Annotated in this window: 17 protein-coding genes; 11 read left to right on the top strand and 6 right to left on the bottom strand. The window is 72.0% G+C overall.

Going from position 1 to position 17,492, the window contains the following annotated elements; all coding sequences use genetic code 11:
* Window positions 1-27 precede the first annotated feature (27 nt).
* The gene (lysS, locus tag V6R91_RS01335; RefSeq protein WP_336393796.1) at window positions 28-1,551 is read left to right on the top strand and encodes a lysine--tRNA ligase; all 1,524 of its coding nucleotides are present in this window, start codon (window positions 28-30) and stop codon (window positions 1,549-1,551) included.
* A 34-nt stretch (window positions 1,552-1,585) separates the two neighbouring features.
* Here the strand turns inward: lysS and V6R91_RS01330 are convergent, their stop codons facing one another.
* Together V6R91_RS01330 and V6R91_RS01325 are read right to left on the bottom strand one after the other, a co-directional pair.
* Entirely contained in the window at window positions 1,586-2,005 is a 420-nt protein-coding gene (locus V6R91_RS01330) for a hypothetical protein (RefSeq protein ID WP_336393795.1), read from the bottom strand.
* Between the two features lie 39 nt (window positions 2,006-2,044).
* A complete protein-coding gene (locus V6R91_RS01325; RefSeq protein WP_336393794.1) occupies window positions 2,045-2,896 on the bottom strand; it encodes a DUF4192 family protein in 852 nt (283 codons plus the stop codon).
* A gap of 151 nt (window positions 2,897-3,047) precedes the next feature.
* On the opposite strand from V6R91_RS01325, the gene V6R91_RS01320 reads away from it, so the two are divergent.
* Window positions 3,048-3,239: a hypothetical protein gene (locus V6R91_RS01320; RefSeq protein WP_336393793.1), complete on the top strand. Its 192-nt coding sequence runs from the start codon at window positions 3,048-3,050 to the stop codon at window positions 3,237-3,239.
* Window positions 3,240-3,269: 30 nt separating this feature from the next.
* Here the strand turns inward: V6R91_RS01320 and V6R91_RS01315 are convergent, their stop codons facing one another.
* Entirely contained in the window at window positions 3,270-4,109 is an 840-nt protein-coding gene (locus tag V6R91_RS01315) for a polysaccharide pyruvyl transferase family protein (protein WP_336393792.1), read from the bottom strand.
* 266 nt (window positions 4,110-4,375) lie between these two features.
* Here V6R91_RS01315 and cls point away from each other — a divergent pair, with 266 nt between their 5' ends.
* Window positions 4,376-5,842 (top strand): cardiolipin synthase, encoded by a 1,467-nt coding sequence (cls, locus tag V6R91_RS01310; protein ID WP_336393791.1) that lies wholly within the window; start codon window positions 4,376-4,378, stop codon window positions 5,840-5,842.
* On the opposite strand, the gene V6R91_RS01305 is transcribed toward cls, so the two are convergent.
* Window positions 5,823-6,932, bottom strand: a complete 1,110-nt coding sequence (locus V6R91_RS01305) for a hypothetical protein (RefSeq protein ID WP_336393790.1) — start codon at window positions 6,930-6,932, stop codon at window positions 5,823-5,825. The two genes, cls and V6R91_RS01305, sit on opposite strands and share 20 nt — an antisense overlap.
* A gap of 90 nt (window positions 6,933-7,022) precedes the next feature.
* On the opposite strand from V6R91_RS01305, the gene V6R91_RS01300 reads away from it, so the two are divergent.
* On the top strand, window positions 7,023-8,279 hold the full coding sequence (locus V6R91_RS01300) for an acyltransferase family protein (RefSeq protein WP_336393789.1): 1,257 nt from the start codon (window positions 7,023-7,025) through the stop codon (window positions 8,277-8,279).
* A gap of 13 nt (window positions 8,280-8,292) precedes the next feature.
* Window positions 8,293-9,132: a glycosyltransferase family 2 protein gene (locus V6R91_RS01295; RefSeq protein ID WP_336393788.1), complete on the top strand. Its 840-nt coding sequence runs from the start codon at window positions 8,293-8,295 to the stop codon at window positions 9,130-9,132.
* 15 nt (window positions 9,133-9,147) lie between these two features.
* Here V6R91_RS01295 and V6R91_RS01290 read toward each other — a convergent pair whose 3' ends face one another.
* Both V6R91_RS01290 and V6R91_RS01285 read right to left on the bottom strand, forming a co-directional pair.
* Complete coding sequence (locus V6R91_RS01290) at window positions 9,148-10,158, bottom strand: polysaccharide pyruvyl transferase family protein (protein ID WP_336393787.1); 1,011 nt, start codon at window positions 10,156-10,158, stop codon at window positions 9,148-9,150.
* Window positions 10,155-11,057, bottom strand: a complete 903-nt coding sequence (locus V6R91_RS01285; protein ID WP_336393786.1) for a glycosyltransferase family 2 protein — start codon at window positions 11,055-11,057, stop codon at window positions 10,155-10,157. Before V6R91_RS01285 ends, V6R91_RS01290 begins: the two co-directional genes overlap by 4 nt.
* A gap of 77 nt (window positions 11,058-11,134) precedes the next feature.
* On the opposite strand from V6R91_RS01285, the gene V6R91_RS01280 reads away from it, so the two are divergent.
* The 6 genes from V6R91_RS01280 to V6R91_RS01255 all read left to right on the top strand — a co-directional run bounded on the left by V6R91_RS01280 (window position 11,135) and on the right by V6R91_RS01255 (window position 17,492).
* Window positions 11,135-12,046 (top strand): alpha-1,2-fucosyltransferase, encoded by a 912-nt coding sequence (locus tag V6R91_RS01280; RefSeq protein ID WP_336393785.1) that lies wholly within the window; start codon window positions 11,135-11,137, stop codon window positions 12,044-12,046.
* Window positions 12,047-12,055: 9 nt separating this feature from the next.
* A complete protein-coding gene (locus V6R91_RS01275) occupies window positions 12,056-12,925 on the top strand; it encodes a 2-nitropropane dioxygenase (protein WP_336393784.1) in 870 nt (289 codons plus the stop codon).
* A complete protein-coding gene (locus V6R91_RS01270; RefSeq protein ID WP_336395015.1) occupies window positions 12,925-13,185 on the top strand; it encodes a PqqD family protein in 261 nt (86 codons plus the stop codon). Before V6R91_RS01275 ends, V6R91_RS01270 begins: the two co-directional genes overlap by 1 nt.
* Window positions 13,182-14,387, top strand: a complete 1,206-nt coding sequence (locus V6R91_RS01265; RefSeq protein ID WP_336393783.1) for a hypothetical protein — start codon at window positions 13,182-13,184, stop codon at window positions 14,385-14,387. The genes V6R91_RS01270 and V6R91_RS01265 overlap by 4 nt, the downstream gene beginning before the upstream one ends.
* Window positions 14,388-14,461: 74 nt before the next feature.
* On the top strand, window positions 14,462-15,841 hold the full coding sequence (locus tag V6R91_RS01260) for an O-antigen ligase family protein (RefSeq protein WP_336393782.1): 1,380 nt from the start codon (window positions 14,462-14,464) through the stop codon (window positions 15,839-15,841).
* Entirely contained in the window at window positions 15,828-17,492 is a 1,665-nt protein-coding gene (locus V6R91_RS01255; protein WP_336393781.1) for a polysaccharide biosynthesis tyrosine autokinase, read from the top strand. Before V6R91_RS01260 ends, V6R91_RS01255 begins: the two co-directional genes overlap by 14 nt.

The raw sequence follows: 17,492 nt of genomic DNA, 5'->3' as shown, positions 1-17,492 counted from the left end.
CGAACATCCCCACCGAGGAGCCCATCCGTGACCGACACGACCTCGCCCGCCGAGACCGCCGAGCCGACCGAAGCCGAAGTCTTCGAGCAGAAGGCCGTGCGGCTGGCCAAGCGCGAGCGACTGATCGCCGAGCGGACGGATGCCTCGGGCGGCGCGTACCCGGTGAGCCTTCCGATCACCGACACCATCCCCGCGCTCCGCGAGCGCTTCGGCGACCTCGAGGCGGGTGCCGAGACCGGCGTCACGGCAGCCGTTGCGGGTCGTATCGTCTTCAGCCGCAACACCGGCAAGCTGTGCTTCGCGACGCTCCAGTCCGGCGACGGCAGCCGCATCCAGGCGATGGTCTCGCTCGCCGCCGTCGGTGACGAGTCCCTGCAGGCGTGGAAGGAGCTCGTCGACCTCGGAGACCACGTCTTCGTGTCGGGCGAGGTCATCTCGAGCCGGCGGGGTGAGCTGTCGATCATGGTGTCGGAGTGGCGCGTGGCGTCCAAGGCCGTGCTGCCGCTTCCGAACCTGCACTCCGAGCTCAGCGAGGAGACGCGCGTGCGCAGCCGCTTCCTCGATCTCATCGTGCGCGACCGTGCGCGCGACACCGTGGTGGCGCGCGCGAAGGTGAACGCCAGTCTGCGGGAGACGTTCGGGTCGCACGGCTTCCTCGAGGTCGAGACGCCGATGCTGCAGGTGCAGCACGGCGGGGCATCCGCTCGCCCGTTCATCACCCACTCCAACGCGTTCGACACCGACCTGTACCTGCGCATCGCGCCGGAGCTGTTCCTCAAGCGCGCCGTCGTCGGCGGCATCGACCGCGTGTACGAGATCAACCGCAACTTCCGCAACGAGGGCGCGGACTCCACGCACAGCCCCGAGTTCGCGATGCTCGAGGCCTACCAGGCGTACAGCGACTACAACGGGATCGCCGACCTGACGCAGGAGCTCATCCAGAACGCCGCGGTGGCGGTGGCCGGCTCGACGACCGTGACCTGGGCGGACGGGACGGAGTACGACCTGGGCGGCCAGTGGGACCGCCTGTCGATGTACGACTCGCTGTCGGAGGCGGCGGGGCGCAGCATCACCCCCGAGACGTCGTTCGCTGAGCTCGTCGCGCTCGCCGAGGCGGAGGGCGTCGACCTTCCGCCGCACGCCATCCACGGCAAGCTCGTCGAGGAGCTGTGGGAGCACTTCGTCAAGCCGGGTCTGGACCGCCCCACGTTCGTCATGGACTTCCCGCTCGACACCAGCCCCCTCGTGCGCGAGCACCGCTCGATCCCCGGCGTGGTCGAGAAGTGGGACCTCTACACGCGCGGCTTCGAGCTGGCCACCGGGTACTCCGAACTCGTCGACCCGGTCATCCAGCGCGAGCGGTTCGTGGAGCAGGCCAAGCTCGCGGCGCGCGGCGACCTCGAGGCGATGCGCATCGACGAGGAGTTCCTGCGCGCCCTCGAGCACGGCATGCCGCCCACCGGTGGCATGGGCATGGGCATCGACCGCCTGCTGATGGCGATCACGGGGCTCGGCATCCGCGAGACGATCCTCTTCCCGCTGGTCAAGTAGATCCGTCGGGTCTCGGCGCGTCGCGTCGCCGTCGTCATCGGGGTGCGCCACGGCGGAACGCCCAGTCGGGCAGATGCCCGGCCTGCACGAACGACAGCACGATCTGCGACAGGCCGTGCTCCGGCTCGATCTCGCACGCCATCCCCGCGTACGCCGCGGCGTGCGTAGACCGGCCGAGTGCCCACGACAGCCACGCGCACATGGCGAGCGCACCGGGTCGCGCCTCGCGCGGGGCCACGGCCGCGGCGTGACGGCACACCTCCAGCGCCACCTCCAGGCGGGCGACGTCGGGAGTGTCGCCCTCCCCCCACATCCGCATCGCGAGGTGCGCCGGGTACTCCTCGCCGGACTCCCACCGCAGCTGGGCGTCCAGCGCCTCATCCCCGTCGGCGAGGTTCCCGCTCCACTGCACGAGCGCGACATCCCGCAGCGACGGCCGTGCGAGGCACCACACCAGGGCCGCGGAGTCGTAGGCGTCGCGCCCTGCGGGCCGCTATTCGAGCGCGTCCTCGAAGAGGCCCGGCAGGTCGTCGAGCCGGCATGCGGTGCCGAGGGCGCGCGGGTCGATCCGGGGGTTCGACTCCGGCGCCGGGTCGCCCTCGTCGGCGTCGCCGAAGATCGGGCCGGGCACCGGCCCGAGGTCGCACGCGTGCCCGGCCGCCGGAGCGCGATCGTCGCGTGCGGGCGCCGCCTCGGGTGCGTGCGCCGCCTCCGGGAGGGGTGCCGTCGACACCCCGGGCGCTCCGCGGAGGCGACCGCCGGCGACGGCATCCGGCCCGCACAGCACCTCGACCGCGTCGTCGAGCGCCGTCAGCGCGCGCGCCACCCGCTCCTGCTCGCCCGGTGGACACTCCGGCAGCTCGGCGCCGCTCGCCTGATCGCCGTCCGCCGCACGCATCCCCTGCAGCTGCGTGCCGGCGCCCTCGAGATCCGACAGCGGCCGTCCGGACGCAGGGAGGTGGGAGTCGAGCGCCGAGCCCCAGCCGTCGGCGGCCACGCACAGCAGGTCGGTGACGCGCAGCCCGCAGGCATGCGCGCGGCGGTCGAGGGCGTCCAAGAGCTCGCGGTGCGGCATCCTGTCGCGGTCTTCGAACCGTGCGCCGGTGTACGCGATCGCGGCGACGGCGTCGGCCTCGGGAAGGCGGCATGCCAGGCCGATGACGGTGGCGGCGACGCCGTCGGTCTCGCCCCCGGCAGGCAGATCGAATCGCATGGCGCCCAGGCTGCGGGCGCCCTGGAACGGGATCACGACGAGGCTCTCGGAAGGGTGGTAGCCCAGCATGAGGGGAACGAACGACAGGAACTGCGCCGCGTCGGCGGCCTTGACGACTGTTGCGGGGGTCATGCGGACGACTCTCGCGGGACGCGCAGACGGGCAGGAGCCGGATCCGCCGTTCGAGGAAACTCCGCGCCGGTGCCGCCTGCGCACAGGCCTGGGGAGGAGCCCCGGTCGGCCGGCGGCAGGAGGCCGCGGGGGACGGCGTATCCTGGATGGCATGGATTACTGGGTCGCGGTGCTGTGGACGCTCCTGCCGACCGTCGTCGTCTCGCTGATCTTCTTCTACGTCATGCGCAGCGCGATGCGCGCGGACCGCAACGAGCGGCGTCTGTACGCCAAGGTGGAGGCGCAGGAGCGCGCCAAGCGCGGACTGCCGCCGGCTCCGACCGGCGCCCCCGCCGACCACTGACGCGCTGAGCCCGCTCGGCGCGTCACCGCGTCAGGAGTTCGCCGCCGCCCGCGGGCGGACCCCCGCCAGCTCGAACGGGAACCGGGGCAGCGGCCCGATCGCCTCGTCCAGGCCGCCGAGGGCCCGCTCGAGCGCGTCGCCCACGCCCGCGACGATGCCGGCATCAGCCGGGCGCGCGTGGCGACGCAGCGACTCGACCGTCGTGTCGTGATCTACGGCGAGGAAGCGGCTGGTCCCCGGCGAGATGACGCTCTCGTAGTCGTGGAACTTGAAGTCGCCGCCGTTGAGCGGCGGCTCCAGCGACGTCCACGCGGCGGGGATCCCGTAGGAGTCGGCCACGATCAGGCCGTGCAGCGATGACGTGAGCACGACCGAGCACGCGGCGATCTCGCGTGTCGCCGCCGCTGCGCTCCGGCGCACGTCGATCACCCGCACCGCCTCGCCGCCCCGGCGCTGCAGCGCGGCGATCACCGAGCTGTCCCGGTGCGTGTAGTGCGGGACGATCCCGACGTCCCACCGCACCCGTGGCCGCCGGGCGATGCGGCTGACGAGCACGCCGGGGTCGCCGAGCGCGAAGGCGCCGCGGGCGCCGATCACGTCGGCGCTGTGGCGTCCCCGCACGGCCAGCACGTGCGCCTCGGGCAGCGGGCGAGGGTCGTCGCGGATGGCGCCCGCGCCCCAGATCGCGCCCGTGTAGCCGGCGTCGAGGCGCTGCAGCAGGCTGCCGACGCCGACGAGCCTGGCCCGCGGGAGGAGCTGCCGGACCGGGAGGAAGCCGTAGTGAGGAAGGAGCCACGACGTCAGGCCGTCGCCGAAGTTCTGCACGTCCTCCCACCAGTAGGCGGACACGAACCGGCCGGTCCGCCACATCCGAGGACGAGCCGCCGCGCTCGCGAATGCGCCGGCCGCTCGCACTCGGCGGCGCAGCGGAGACGTGTAGGACGGCGCCCTCACCGGCTGGGCTCTCCGGCGCGATGGGCGCGTACGCTTCCGGTCACGGTGCGATCCTCGCACATGCGGCGACCGCACCCGTCGCGGCCGGCCCGTCCGCCGCCACTGCCGATGCACGGCTTGTCGTCCGGCCCCCGATACGCTGGCCTCACCCGTCCCGACCGCGATGCGAGAGGCCTCCGCCGATGATCACCATCACGTTCGATGCGACGTGGTGGGCGGTGCTCGTCCTCCTGCTCGATCTGACGATCCGCATCGCGGCGATCATCATCGTGCCGCGCAACCGGCGTCCGACCGCGGCGATGGCATGGCTCCTCGCGATCTACTTCATTCCGATCATCGGTGTGTTCCTGTTCCTGCTGATCGGCAACCCCCGGCTACCGCGCAAACGCCGGCGCAAGCAGGAGCGCATCAACGAGTACATCCACGACACCAGCGCCTCGCTGGACTTCGGCACGCTGCGCCCGCACGCCCCGTCGTGGTTCACGTCGCTGGTCACGCTCAACCGCAACCTCGGCGCGATGCCGCTCGCGGGCGACAACTCCGCGCAGATCATCTCCGACTACCAGGAGAGCCTGGATGCCATGGCCGACGCGATCCGCGCGGCCGAGAGGTACGTGCACGTCGAGTTCTACATCCTCCAGGCGGACGAGTCGACTGACAACTTCTTCCGCGCGCTCGAGGAGGTCGCGGCGCGCGGCGTGCCGGTGCGGGTGCTGCTGGACCACTGGGCCAACCGCGGCAAGCCGAAGTACCGGCAGACGATCAAGCGCCTGGACGCGATGGGGGCGCACTGGCGCCTCATGCTCCCGGTCCAGCCGCTGAAGGGCAAGTATCAGCGACCCGACCTGCGCAACCACCGCAAGCTCGTCGTCGTCGACGGACGGGTCGCGTTCACCGGCTCGCAGAACGTGACCGACTCGACCTACAACCTGCGCAAGAACATCCGGCGCGGCCTTCACTGGGTCGACCTGATGGCGCGCATCGAGGGCCCGGTCGTGGCATCCGTCAACGCCGTCTTCCTGAGCGACTGGTACAGCGAGACCGACGAGGTGCTCACCGACGACGTCGACCTCTTCGACGTCAGGAGCGGTCCGGGGGACCTCGACTGCCAGATCGTGCCGTCGGGCCCCGGGTTCGAGTTCCAGAACAACCTCAAGCTGTTCGCGGGTCTGCTCTACGCGGCGCAGCGCAAGATCATCGTGGTCAGCCCGTACTTCGTGCCCGACGAGGCGCTGCTGCTGGCGATCACGACGGCGTGCCAGCGCGGCATCCACGTCGAGCTGTTCGTGTCGGAGGAGGGCGACCAGGCGATCGTGTACCACGCGCAGCGCAGCTACTACGAGGCGCTGCTGCGTGCCGGCGTGAAGATCTGGATGTACAAGAGGCCGTACATCCTGCACACCAAGAGCCTCACCATCGACGACGAGGTCGCCATCATCGGCTCGAGCAACATGGACATGCGCTCGTTCGGTCTCAACATGGAGATCTCGATGCTGGTGCGCGGCGAGGAGTTCGTGCGTCAGATGCGCGGCGTCGAGGACATGTACCGGTCGCAGTCGCGTGAGCTCACGCTGGAGGAGTGGGAGAAGCAGCCGCTGCGCTCCACCATCCTCGACAACCTGGCGCGGCTCACGTCCGCGCTGCAGTAGAGACCTTCAGCAGCCCCTCGACCACGAGCCGGTCCACCGCCGCCCGCACGAGTGCGCTGGCATCGGCGCCGTCGGGGGCGCCGTGCGCCGCGGTGGCGGCCGCGACGAGCGCATCGAGGGGGACGCCGGATGCCGCGGCCCACAGTGTCGGCGCGATCCCGTCCAGGACGCGCACGGTGCCGCGGCCGACCGCGTCACTCGTCAGCACGGCGATGCGGTCGGCGCCCGCGAGCTCGAGCTCGTCGACGCACGCCGCACGCGAGAAGAGGACCTCGCCGGGGGAGCCGCCCGGGATGGACGGGGGACCCGCCGGCTCCCGCACTATGGCCGGGGCGACCACCGGTGCGGCCGCTGCGCCGGCGAAGAGACCGGGCACGATCTCGGACAGGTCGCCGGCCTCGCGGTAGCGCACGGCGCGGATGCCGCCGGTCGCCTCCGCGACCGCGGCGATGAACCGCAGCGAGTCGGGGCGCTCGGCGAGGTGGCTGGACTGGGTCACGAGGTCGTCGAGCGCATCCGCCAGCTCGACCCGGCGGACAGCGGGGGCGCCGTCGTGTGCGGCGTCCCGGTGGAGCAGGACGATGGCGCGCACGCGCAGCTCGCCGGGGATCGGACCGAGTCCGACCGACGACGCGGAGCGCTCCACCTTGGGGGCGAACGGCTCCTCGATGATCGACAGCGGCTTGCGGTAGGCGACCACCCCGCCGTCGCGTGCGATGCCGATCGTCTCATCGGAGACGTAGCCGTAGTGCTGCCCCAGCCGACGCGATGCGGTCGTCTTCCCGCGCCCGGACGGCCCGACCAAGGCGACGACGTCTCCCTCGGGTGACGCGATCCCCGCCGCGTGCAGCATCCACAGATCCCTCCGCCGGGCGTCGATCGCGGCGCGCGTGACCTGCTGCGACAGCGCCTGCAGCATGCGGGTGCGGATCCCCGCGCGGGGGACCACGATCGCCGCGGGCTCGTCGGCGGGGTCGGTGGCGGCATCCGCCCACGCCGCCCGCACCGCGTCGGCGTCGCCGGCGTCGAGCCTCGACAGGTCGATAGCGACCGTCGTGCCGATGGCGCTGACGTGAAGCATCGCGGTCATCCTCGCAGTGTAGGCGAGGGCGGACCCGTGCCGATCCCGCCCTTCCCGGACGGAAACAGGCGCGAAAAACCGGTGCTCTACGCTGGTGCGGTGACATCCGCACCTGCTGGGGAGCGAACGGAGCGCATCGCGGCCATCGACGGCCTGCGCGCGTTGGCGTTCCTGCTGGTGTTCGCGTTCCACTCGTGGCAGTTCGCGGGGGCGCCGGACATCCCGGTGATCTCCACCGTGGTGGCCCAGAACATCCGTCCGGACTTCTTCGTGGTCCTGACGGGCTTCGTGCTGTTCCTGCCGTTCGCCCGTGATCCGTCGCGCCTCGGGCGATTCCGGACGCGGCCGTACCTGAATCGGCGCCTGCGCCGGATCGTGCTGCCCTACTACGCCGCTCTCGCGTACGCGATCCTGCTGCCGCAGGCGCTGGTCGTGATGATGAAGGCGCTCGGTCGCGAGGCCTCGTGGCAGCCGTGGCCGAGCATCGGCGACGTGCTGAGCCACGTCACCTTCACGCACATGTTCTTCCCTCAGTACTGGTCGACGATCAACGGCAGCCTGTGGACGATGGCCCTCGAGATGCAGCTGTACCTGCTCTTCCCGCTGGTGATGCTCGCCGCCGCCCGGTGGGGGCTGCGCGCGATCGTGGGCGCCATCGTCGTATCGGTGCTCTTCCGCATCGGCGTCGACCTCTTCCTGGGGGACGCCGGATTCTCCGTCGTGTTCCTCTGGGCCGCCTCGGGCCTCGGCCGGCTGACCGAGTTCGCCTTCGGCATGCTCGCCGCGGTGGTGGGCTTCCGCGTCGCCGGCCGCGTGCGACCGCCGCACGCCGTCGCGGTGCTCGCCGTCATGGTCGCGGCCTACTTCGTCGCCACCGAGCCCTTCTTCCGCGGGACGGTGCTGCCCATCCGCGACTTCGGGCTGTCGGTGCTGTTCGGCGGACTCATCGTCCTCGTGCTCACAGTGCGCCCGTTCGGGGTGGCGTTCGCATGGCGGCCGGTGTCCTGGCTCGGCTACCGGTCGTACAGCCTCTTCCTCATCCACCAGCCGACCCTCTGGTACGCCTCGGAGTTCCTGCAGAAGTTCCTCCGCGTGCCCGAAGGCGTGCTGCTGCTCATCCTGCTGTGGACCGTCGGCTTCGCCGCGGTGCTCGGGGTCGGCCTGCTGCTCTTCGTCACCGTGGAGCGGCCGTGCATCACGTGGGCGAAGCGGGTGCCCTCCAGTCGGGCACCCGTCCCGGCCCCGGTGGTCGAGGCGCCCGGCGCGGCGGAAGCCTCTGCGACCGACATCGCTGCAGACGGCGACGCGGGCGATGCTCCGCGTCCCGCCGGGGGAGATCGGCCGCCGAGTGCCTGAACTGTCGGTACTCATGCCGGTACGCAACGGCCAGGCCACGGTGAGCCATGCGGTGGCCTCGACCCTGCGGGCCCTGCCGCGCGACGCGGAGCTCGTGATCTGGGACGACGCGTCCACCGACGCGACGGTGAGCGTGATCGAGCGGATCCGGGACCGGCGCGTCCGGCTGATCCGCAGCGATCGCCCGCTCGGGGTCGGCGCGGCGCTGCGCGAGCTGACCGATCGCACCGACAGCCGACTCGTGGCACGCATGGATGCCGATGACATCTGCCTGCCGTGGCGGTTCGCCGTGCAGTCGGCGGCGCTCCGAGAAGGGCGCAGCGGCATCCTGTTCTCGTCCGTCGTGCGGTTCCGCACGTCGCCGCTGCGGGTGTCGCCGTCGGCGCCCGTCGGGATCGCCACCGCGGCGCTCCCCCTGCACCTGGCCGTCATGTGCGTGGTGATGCATCCGACGATGCTCGCCACGCGGCGAGCGGTCGAGCGGGCCGGCGGCTACCGCGACGTCCTCGCCGAGGACTACGACCTCTGGCTGCGCGCGGCGACCGCCGGCGTGCCGATGCGGCGGATGGCCCTGCCCGCCCTCGCCTACCGGCGCCACGCCGGTCAGGTGTCGGTGTCGGGCGAGTACACGCGACAGGTCAGTGCCGATGCGAGACTCGCGCAGTCCTACCGCGAGTTCGTGCGGACGACGCTCGATCTCGACACGACCTGGCTTCCGGCCCTCGGCGCGGACTCGCCCGAGAGCGAGGCCGCGGGCCGCGAGCTCCGCGAACGCCTCACGGCCCGATCGGCGGGCCTGTCCGCGTGGCAGCGGACACTGCTCGAGCGCACGATGCGGCGTCTCCCGACGTAGCCGGCATCCGGCGGATCAGCCGGCGCGGCGCAGCAGTTCGTCCACGGCGGCGGCGGCGTCGGCGGCGCTGCGGGCGAACCGGACCGTCGGGAACCGAGCCAGGTAGTCGCCGAAGGCGGCCGCCAGCTTGCCGTTGGCATTGTCTCTGGCCACGACCGGTCTTCCGAGGATGGTGGCGAGCACGGCCGCGTGAAGCCGGTCGGTGACGACCACCCGGCCCTGCAGCAGGGTGCGCTCGGCGGCGCGCACAAGCGTTCGGGCGGCCAGCGCGTACCCGGGGTCGACCAGCGCGCGGTAGAACCGGGGCATCGTCGCGGGAACGCGTTTGGCCACCGACCCGGGTGCCTTGGCGAGGCTCCACGTCGCCCTCTCGAGCGGCGAGTAGTTCCAGTCGACGGTGCGCCGCGACCACGACCCGACGGAGTCGACGAGCGTCTCACCCGTCGATTCGCCGTCGCGGCGGCGCAGCTCCAGGACGTCGACGCGCGGGCGCTGCGCCCTGCTCGGCTCGTATCCGAACGCGAGGTCGGGGCAGTACACCGCGTTCACACCGGGGAGCAGCTCCGCGGCGCGTCTCATGCTGCGCGTGTCCCGCAGGAGCACCGTGAGGTCAGGATGTGCGAGGTAGGCGGCGCGCACGCGCTCCGCGGTGCCGGGGGTCATCTCGATGCTCTGCGGAAGCTGGACGATGCGACGGCCGGGGAAGTCGGCGATCACCCGCTCGCGGAAGTGCTGGAACAGCGCCCACCGGTCGCCGAAGTTCCCGCCGCCGTGGAGGAGGATCGGCCCGTCGGGGTGCAGCGCCGAGAGATCGGCCGGCCGGTATCTCCCGGCCGTCGTCTGGTAGCGCAACGGCAGGCCGAGCCGTCGCAGGTAGGCGCGCTCACCCAGGTAGATGAGTGAGTCGCCGGCGTTGTCGTGCAGCGGGAAGTCGACCAGCGCCACGGGACGCCCCGCTTCGAGCAGGCCGCCGAGTGCGCTCAGCGAATCCCGCTGGAGATCTTCCTGGACCTGACGGCCGCTCACGCGGACGCCTTGCGGCCGCGCACCCGGAGCACGACCGCCTCGGCCGACTCGAGCGGCGCGCTCCCGACCGCCCACCAGGACAGCGCGGCGACATAGCGCCCGCGTCCTGCCCGCGCGGCCGCGGCGAGCTCGCCGAGGTTCTCCGCCGCGGCATGACGCCGATAGCGCCGGAGATTCTGCCTGAGCAGGGTCGCCAGCTCGCGGTCACCGCGCCGCGCGGCGCGAAGCTGCCCGCGCAGGCCGCGCACGGCGGCCTTCCTCCCCGGCAGCCCGCGGTTGGTGACGTTGGCGCTGTGCCGGCGGTAGCCGACGAGCTGCCGGTCGACGGCGGCGAACTCCCCGCGCTGCAGCAGCCGCAGGATGAGCTCGTTGTCTTCGGCGGGCTCCATCTCGGAGCGGCATCCGCCGACGCCCGTGTACGCGCTGCGGCTGATCAGCAGGGTCGTGATGCGGGGGAAGGTCACCGCGCCCGAGAGCATGTCACGAGCGGATGCCGCGGGCGCGGGCCACCCCGCGCCGAACGGCCGCCCTTCGGCGTCCATGTACCACCCGCCGGTGTATGCGGCGATGGCCTCCGGAGCCGCGGCGAGCGCATCGAGCTGGCTCCGGATGCGCTCGGGATGCCACACGTCGTCGTCGTCGAGGAACGCGATCCAGTCGCCGTGCGCGGCCGCGACGCCGGTGTTGCGGGCGACGGAAAGGCCCGAGGCATCCTGTCGCACGTACGTCACGCCCAGTTCCGCCGCGATGGCGGCCAGGCCCGGAGCAGGAGCGCCGTCGTCGACGAGCACGATCTCACCCACCGGCGCGGTCTGCGCGCGCACGGAGGCCACCGTCTCGCGCAGGTACCGGCCGTCGCGGTTCGTCGGGATGATGACGCTGACCGACCGCGAGTCCACGCGTCCTCCCCGGTTGCTCCCGCCTCGCGCGACTCCCGCGGCGAGTCCTGCATAGTGTAGACGGGAGGACGAACCGGATGGGTGCAGTCAAGCAGTCGGTGTGGCGGGCGTCCCGGCCGCTGCGGAGGGCCATCGCCCATGTCCGCTGGCGTGCGCGGCGGACGACGGCGGACGTCGTGGACCGGTTCCGCCGGGGCGACCGCACCGTGATCGCCACCCCGGGCGGCATGCGCTTCGGCAACTGGCTGTACCTCTGGCTCGCCGCCCATCAGCGCACCGCCGAAGGCCGCCCGACGCTCGTGCTCGAGGTTCCGGGCATGACTCCCTGGCTGGAGCGGTTCCCCGCGCTGTCCGCACTCACGATCCGCACGCAGGATCTCCGCTTCCACGATCGACGCGAATGGAAGGGCGGCGCCGCGCTTCAGCGCTTCGGCACCGACTTCACGCGCGAGGCGCTGCAGCGGTTCGTCCGCGAGGTGCTGGCCCCCGGCATCCCGACGACACCCCCGGCGCCCGTCGCCGTCAACGTCCGGCGGGGCGACTACTACGCCTACGACGGCTTCCGGGCGATGTACGGCATGGACATCGAGGGCTTCGTCCGCGAGGCGCTCGCCGAGATCGGGCCGGCTTCCGCCATCCTCGTGGTCTCGGACGATCCGCAGTGGTGCCGGGACCATCTGGGTGGGATGCTGTGCGCCGCGGCGCAGGAGGTCTCGTACGCCGAGCGCGACCCGGTCGGGAACTTCCTGGCGATCGCCTCGGCCCCCACGCTGATCGGGACCAACTCGACGTTCTCGTACTGGGGCGGCTACGTCACCGACGCGATCCACGATGATGCGCACGTGGTCATGCCGAGGTTCCACGCGCGGATGGACGACGGGTGGGACGCATACCAGCTCGACCCGGCATGGACGGCGCTCGAGGGCTTCGACGGGCGTGAGGATCCCGCCGCCGGATCGCCCTCCGGCGGCGCGCGAGGCGCTGGATAGAGTGTGACGGTGAAGCAGTCCGAGGCGGCCGAGATTTCGGTGCCGCTCGCGGTGCGGCTGCTGCTCGGACGCGCGGCCGTGCAGGTGATCGCATCGGATGCCGGGGCGGACCTGCTCCACATCAAGGGGAACGCCGTCGACACGTCGCTGCGGGTGCGAGAGGCGCCGGGGACCGACATCGACGTCATGGCGCGACCCACCCACGTGCCCCGGTTGCACGACGAGCTCGTGCGGCACGGCTGGGTGGTGTACAGCTCGTTCCGCTACGGGTCCCCGTTCGGCCACGCGCAGACCTATCGCCATCCCGACTGGGGGTACCTGGACCTTCATCGCATGTTCCCCGGCATCCGGCTCGACCCCGAGGCGGCGTTCGACGAGCTCTGGCGCGACCACGGCACGCGCGATTTCGCGGGGACCGACGGCGCCGTCCCCTCCCTGACCGGTCAGGCGGTGCTCCTGGTGCTCAACGACGTGCGCTCCCGCAGGGCGGCCCGGGCGATCGCCACCTGGGTCGACCGGCCGGGGCTGGATCGCTCGGAGGTGTCGGCGCTGGTGGAGCGACTCGACGCGCGCGTGGCCTTCGCCGCGGCGACCGGCGATCTCGAGCGGTATCGCGGCGAGCGCGACTACCGCCTGTGGAAGGGCATCACCCAGGGCAGCACGCGCACGGGGGAATGGTGGGCGCGCGTGCGGGCGGCCCGCACGCTGCCGGAGGCGCTCGGCATCGTGGTGCGCGCACCGCTGGCCAACGTCGAGCGACTCACGCATCAGCTCGGACGCAGCCCCACGCGTGCCGAGGTGCTGCGCGCGACGGCGATGCGCCCCGTGCGCGCGGTGCGCGAGCTCGTGGCAGGCGTGCGACGGCGGGTCCGGCCGTGATGCGCGTCGGCCCTCGCGTGGCGGCCACCGCGTACGAAGGCAAGCTGTTCATCGCGCAGCTGCCGGACGGCCCGATCCGGGTACTCGAGGGCACGGCCGCGCTGATCTGGACGCATGCCCTCGCCGTGCCGCGCTCCGGCCTGGTGGCGGCGCTGGCGGAAGAGGTCGTCGGAGACCCCGCGACGGTCGAGGCCGAGGTGTCGGCGTTCGTCGACGCGCTGCTGCAGCAGCGGCTGCTGGTCGAGGACGGGGAGGCATGATGCCCGCGCGCGCCACCGCGATCGCGATCGGCGTCCTCGCGGTCGTGGCCGGCCTCCTCGCGATGACGGCGGCCCTCGTGGTGCCGGCGGGGCTGCCCTACGACGAGCCGGCGCACTGGTCGAACGTCCTCTTCTACGCCGAGCACCTCGGACCTCCGGTGCTCGGAGACCCCGGGGTGTCGTACCAGGGCCAGCAGACGCCGCTCTACTACGCGCTCGCCGCGGTCCTCGTGCGCGTGGTCGGCGATGCGGATGCCGCATTCCTCGCGGTCCGGCTGCTCGGGGTCGCGGGTGCCGTCGCGCTGACCCTGCTGACGGCGGGGATCCTGGCGCGCAGCATCCCGGGCCGTCCCATGGTGATACTGACCGGCACCGCCTTCATCGCGCTGAATCCGATGTTCGCCGTCATTGCGGGTTCGGTGCAGAACGACACGTGGACCCTGGTGTGGGCGTTCGTGCTGCTGTGGGCGGCGCTGCCCTTCGTCGATCCGTCGCACCCCGCTCCCCGTCCATGGGCGTGGGGACTGCTGCTGGGCGCCCTCGGCTCGGCGGCGATCCTCACGAAGCTGAGCATCGCGCCGCTGGTCGCGATCGTGCTCGTCCTGCTGCTGGTGCGGCGCCGGATCGTCATGGCGCTCACCGCGGGCGCGGTCGTGCTCGCCGCGTGCGGCTGGTGGATCGTGCGAAACCTCCTGCTCTACGGCGATCTGACCGGCCAGGCCGGCGTCGAGCAGGCCGGGTACGAGTTCGGACAGGGTGCCCTCGGCCCGCTGCACCTGGCGCGGTCGGCGCTGACCTACCTCTTCCTCCCGACGGAGTACCTGCGCAACTCGATCTCGGCGCCCTGGTGGATCGACGCCGTCGTGGTCGTGCTCGGACTGGCAATCGCAGCCGGCGGCGTCTTGCTCGCCGTGCGCGCGCGGCGCGACTGCGCTCCCGGTGCCGTGCTGCTCTTGGTCGTAGTCGGGGCGGTCTCGGTCGCGGCCTGGCTCGTGCAGGTGACGTTCGGCTGGCACGTCGCCTTCCGCACGGGGTACGGCGTGCTGCCGCTGGTGGCCCTGGCGTTCGGGTGCGCCACGCAGGCGATCCCCTCCCGCCGCGGCGGCATCGCCATCGGCGTGATGCTCGGGATGCTGCTGCTCGTCGTCGCCGGATGGGTGGCGGTCGCGGCATCCGCTGAACCCGCCCAGCTGGTCCCCTGATCGAGTGCGATACTGAATCGACGATCGGGAGGACCGTGGTCCAGGTTTCGGAGCGCACGCAACGAATCCGCGACATGCTCGGCCGCTGGTGGCCGGCGGCGTGGCGGTTCGTCCTGCTCGCCTTCGGAGCGGCGCTCAGCAGCTACCTGGTGCTCGATCGAGGCCTGCGCGACGGCGTGATCTCGGCCGTGATCATCGGTCTCCTGGTGATCGGCGTCTCGCTCATGCCCCGGCTCCCGCTCGCGATCGCGCTGCTGGCCACGCCGGGCCTCATCGTCGTGCAGCGCGTCGGACTCGGCGGGACCGATCTGACGGTGTCCGACGTGGCGCTGGCAGCGGCGTTCGGCTCGGCGGTGCTGTTCGGGACCTATCCGCTGAGCCGGCCCATGAAGCAGCTCCTCGCGCTGAACCTCGTCTACCAGTTCGCGACGCTGCTGACGGTGATCGTCAACCCGTTCCCGCAGAACACGGTGGAGTGGTTCCACGCGTGGCTGCTCATCTCGGGCGCACTGCTCGTGGGATGGGCGCTGGGCAGAGCCGGGCTCGCACGCGCCGCCTTCGGGCTGCTGATCGGCGCGATGCTCGTGGTGGCCGTCGGCGTGCTCGTCACGGCCGTCCTCACATTCGCGCAGGGACAGTTCGTGGGAATCGCGCCCAAGTGGCCGCTGCCGATGCACAAGAACGCCGCGGGTGACCTCCTGGCGATCGGCGCGGTGGTGGCGCTGGTGAACCCGCGCTGGGCGGGCTGGTCCGACGGCGCGGCGCGGCTGGCGTTCTGGACGCTCACGACCGCGGTCGTGCTCACCCAGTCCCGGCAGGCGATCATCGGGCTGGTCGTCGCCGTCCTCGTCGTGACGCTGCGGCGTGGCGCCTCGCGGCGCTCGCGGCTGATCCTGCTGCTCGTGCTGCCGGCCGTGTGGTTCGTGGTCTCGATGGTCATCGACCAGATCGAGACGGGGAACCGGTTCAACTCGTTCTACGTGCGGATCGAGTGGATGCAGCAGGTCTACGCGCTGTGGAAGCACTCGCCGATCTTCGGACACGGCCTTCGCTACTGGTACGTCCATGAGTGGGCGCTCTTCCAGCCGCCGCAGGCCGAGCTGGAGGTGGTCGCCTCCGCGGGCGTGGTCGGGCTCCTGGCGTTCCTGGTGATGTGGGCGGGGTTCATCGTCGTGCTCTGGCGGGTGGATCCCGTCTTCGGCACGCTCGCGGTCGCCGCGGTGCTCAGTCGTATCGTGCAGGCGCAGTTCGACCTCTTCTGGGTGGCGGCTCAGGTGTCGGTGCCCTTCGTGGTCGCCGGGATCTGTCTCGGGGCGCAGGCGCTGCTCGCCTCAGAAGGGTCGGACGCCAGACGGGCGGATGACTTAGCATGGAGCATCCGTCCGAGCGGCCGGCAGGCGGTGCCCGCTCGGACCGGGAAGACGTGGGGGGAAGGCGCCGATGGAACTGCGTGACTACATGCGCGGATTGCGGCGCCATTGGCTCGCGATCGTGCTCATCACCCTGATCGGTCTCGGCACGGGGTACGCCTGGACGCTCATCCAGACTCCCGTCTACGAGGGGTCGGCGAGCGGCCTGCTGAAGACGACCGTGGCCATCGAGGGCGGATCGACCACGACCATCTCCGTCGCGGAGGACTCCGCGGCGCGCGCCAAGGTGCCGACGTTCCTGGACCTCGCGCAATCCGAGCGCGTGGCCCAGGGTGCGATCGACGAGCTGGGACTGAGCACCACTCCGGCCGCGGTGATCAACCGGATCACGGTGACCAACCCGACCAGCACCTCGATCCTCAAGGTGAACGCGCAGGCCGCCACCCCCGACGAGGCCAGCGAGCTGGCGTCCGCGTGGATCGGCTCCCTCGCCGTCGTCGCCGACGACGTGCTCGGCGACGGGTCGGACGGCTCCTCCGCCGTGACGGTGGTCGCCTACGAAGCAGCCGGCAAGCCGACGAGCCCGATCTTCCCCGACGTGAACACCGCGCTGGTCGTGGGCGGCGTGCTCGGCTTCGGGTTCGGCGTGGCGTTCGCGCTCGTGCGTACCGTGTCGGACCGCAGGATCCGCATCAACGACGACATCGAGGCGCGCGTGGGCGCGCCGGTGGTCGGCACGATCCCGATCGCCGACGGCCTCACCCGTGAGTCGCGCATCGTCGCGCGCGCCGAGCCGAACGCGAAGGGCACCCAGTTCGCGGTGTCGGAGGCGTTCCGGTCGCTGCGGACCAACCTGCAGTTCATGGACGTCGACGATCCGCCCCGCACGATCGTCGTGACCAGCCCGCTGCCGGGCGATGGCAAGTCGATGGTCGCGGCGAACATCGCGGTGGCGCTCGCCGAGAGCGGGCGGCCCGTCGTGCTCGTCGACGGCGACCTGCGGCGCTCGACCGTGGCGAAGACCTTCGGGCTGCCCGACGGCGCCGGGCTCACCGACGTGCTCGCCGGCCGCGCGGACCTCATCGACGTGATGCACCGCACGCCGGTCTCCGAGAACCTCGTCGTGCTCACCGCGGGCAGCGTTCCGCCGAACCCCAGCGAGGTGCTCGGCTCGGCGAAGATGCGCACGGTCCTGAACGACCTCGCCCAGCACGCCATGGTCATCGTCGACGCCCCGCCGCTGCTCCCCGTCACCGACAGCGCGGTGCTGGCTCATCAGGCCGACGGCGCGATCCTCGTCGTCGGGCTCGGGAAGACGACGTACGACCTCGTCACCAGGGCCGAGGACGCCCTCGCCAAGGCGTCCGGTCGACTGCTGGGCATCGTGCTCAACCGCGCGCCGCTCAAGGGCGCCGACGCGTCGCCGTACTACGACTACCGCAAGGGCTACGACGGCACCCGCTCGCGGGGCGGGACGGATGCCACATCGGCCGAGCCCGCTGCGACGGCTGCGCCCGCCGCCGAGACGCCGGCCGCCGAGGCCGGTCCGGCGCGCCCGGCGTCCAAGAAGCGGTCGGCAGCCGCCAAGTCCGCCGCACCGGCGGCGTCCGCGGGTGAGGGGGATGCCTCCTCCCCGGCCTCCGCCGACACGGCGAACCAGGACTTCGAGTCGTTCATCGCCGGGATCGACGGGACCCCGCAGGGCGAGCCGCGCCGTCGCGCGGGGCGGAGCTGA

This window comes from Microbacterium sp. CCNWLW41, assembly GCF_037083505.1.
Note: the sequence above shows the minus strand (reverse complement) of the source record. Positions and strands in the feature narration are given on the sequence as shown.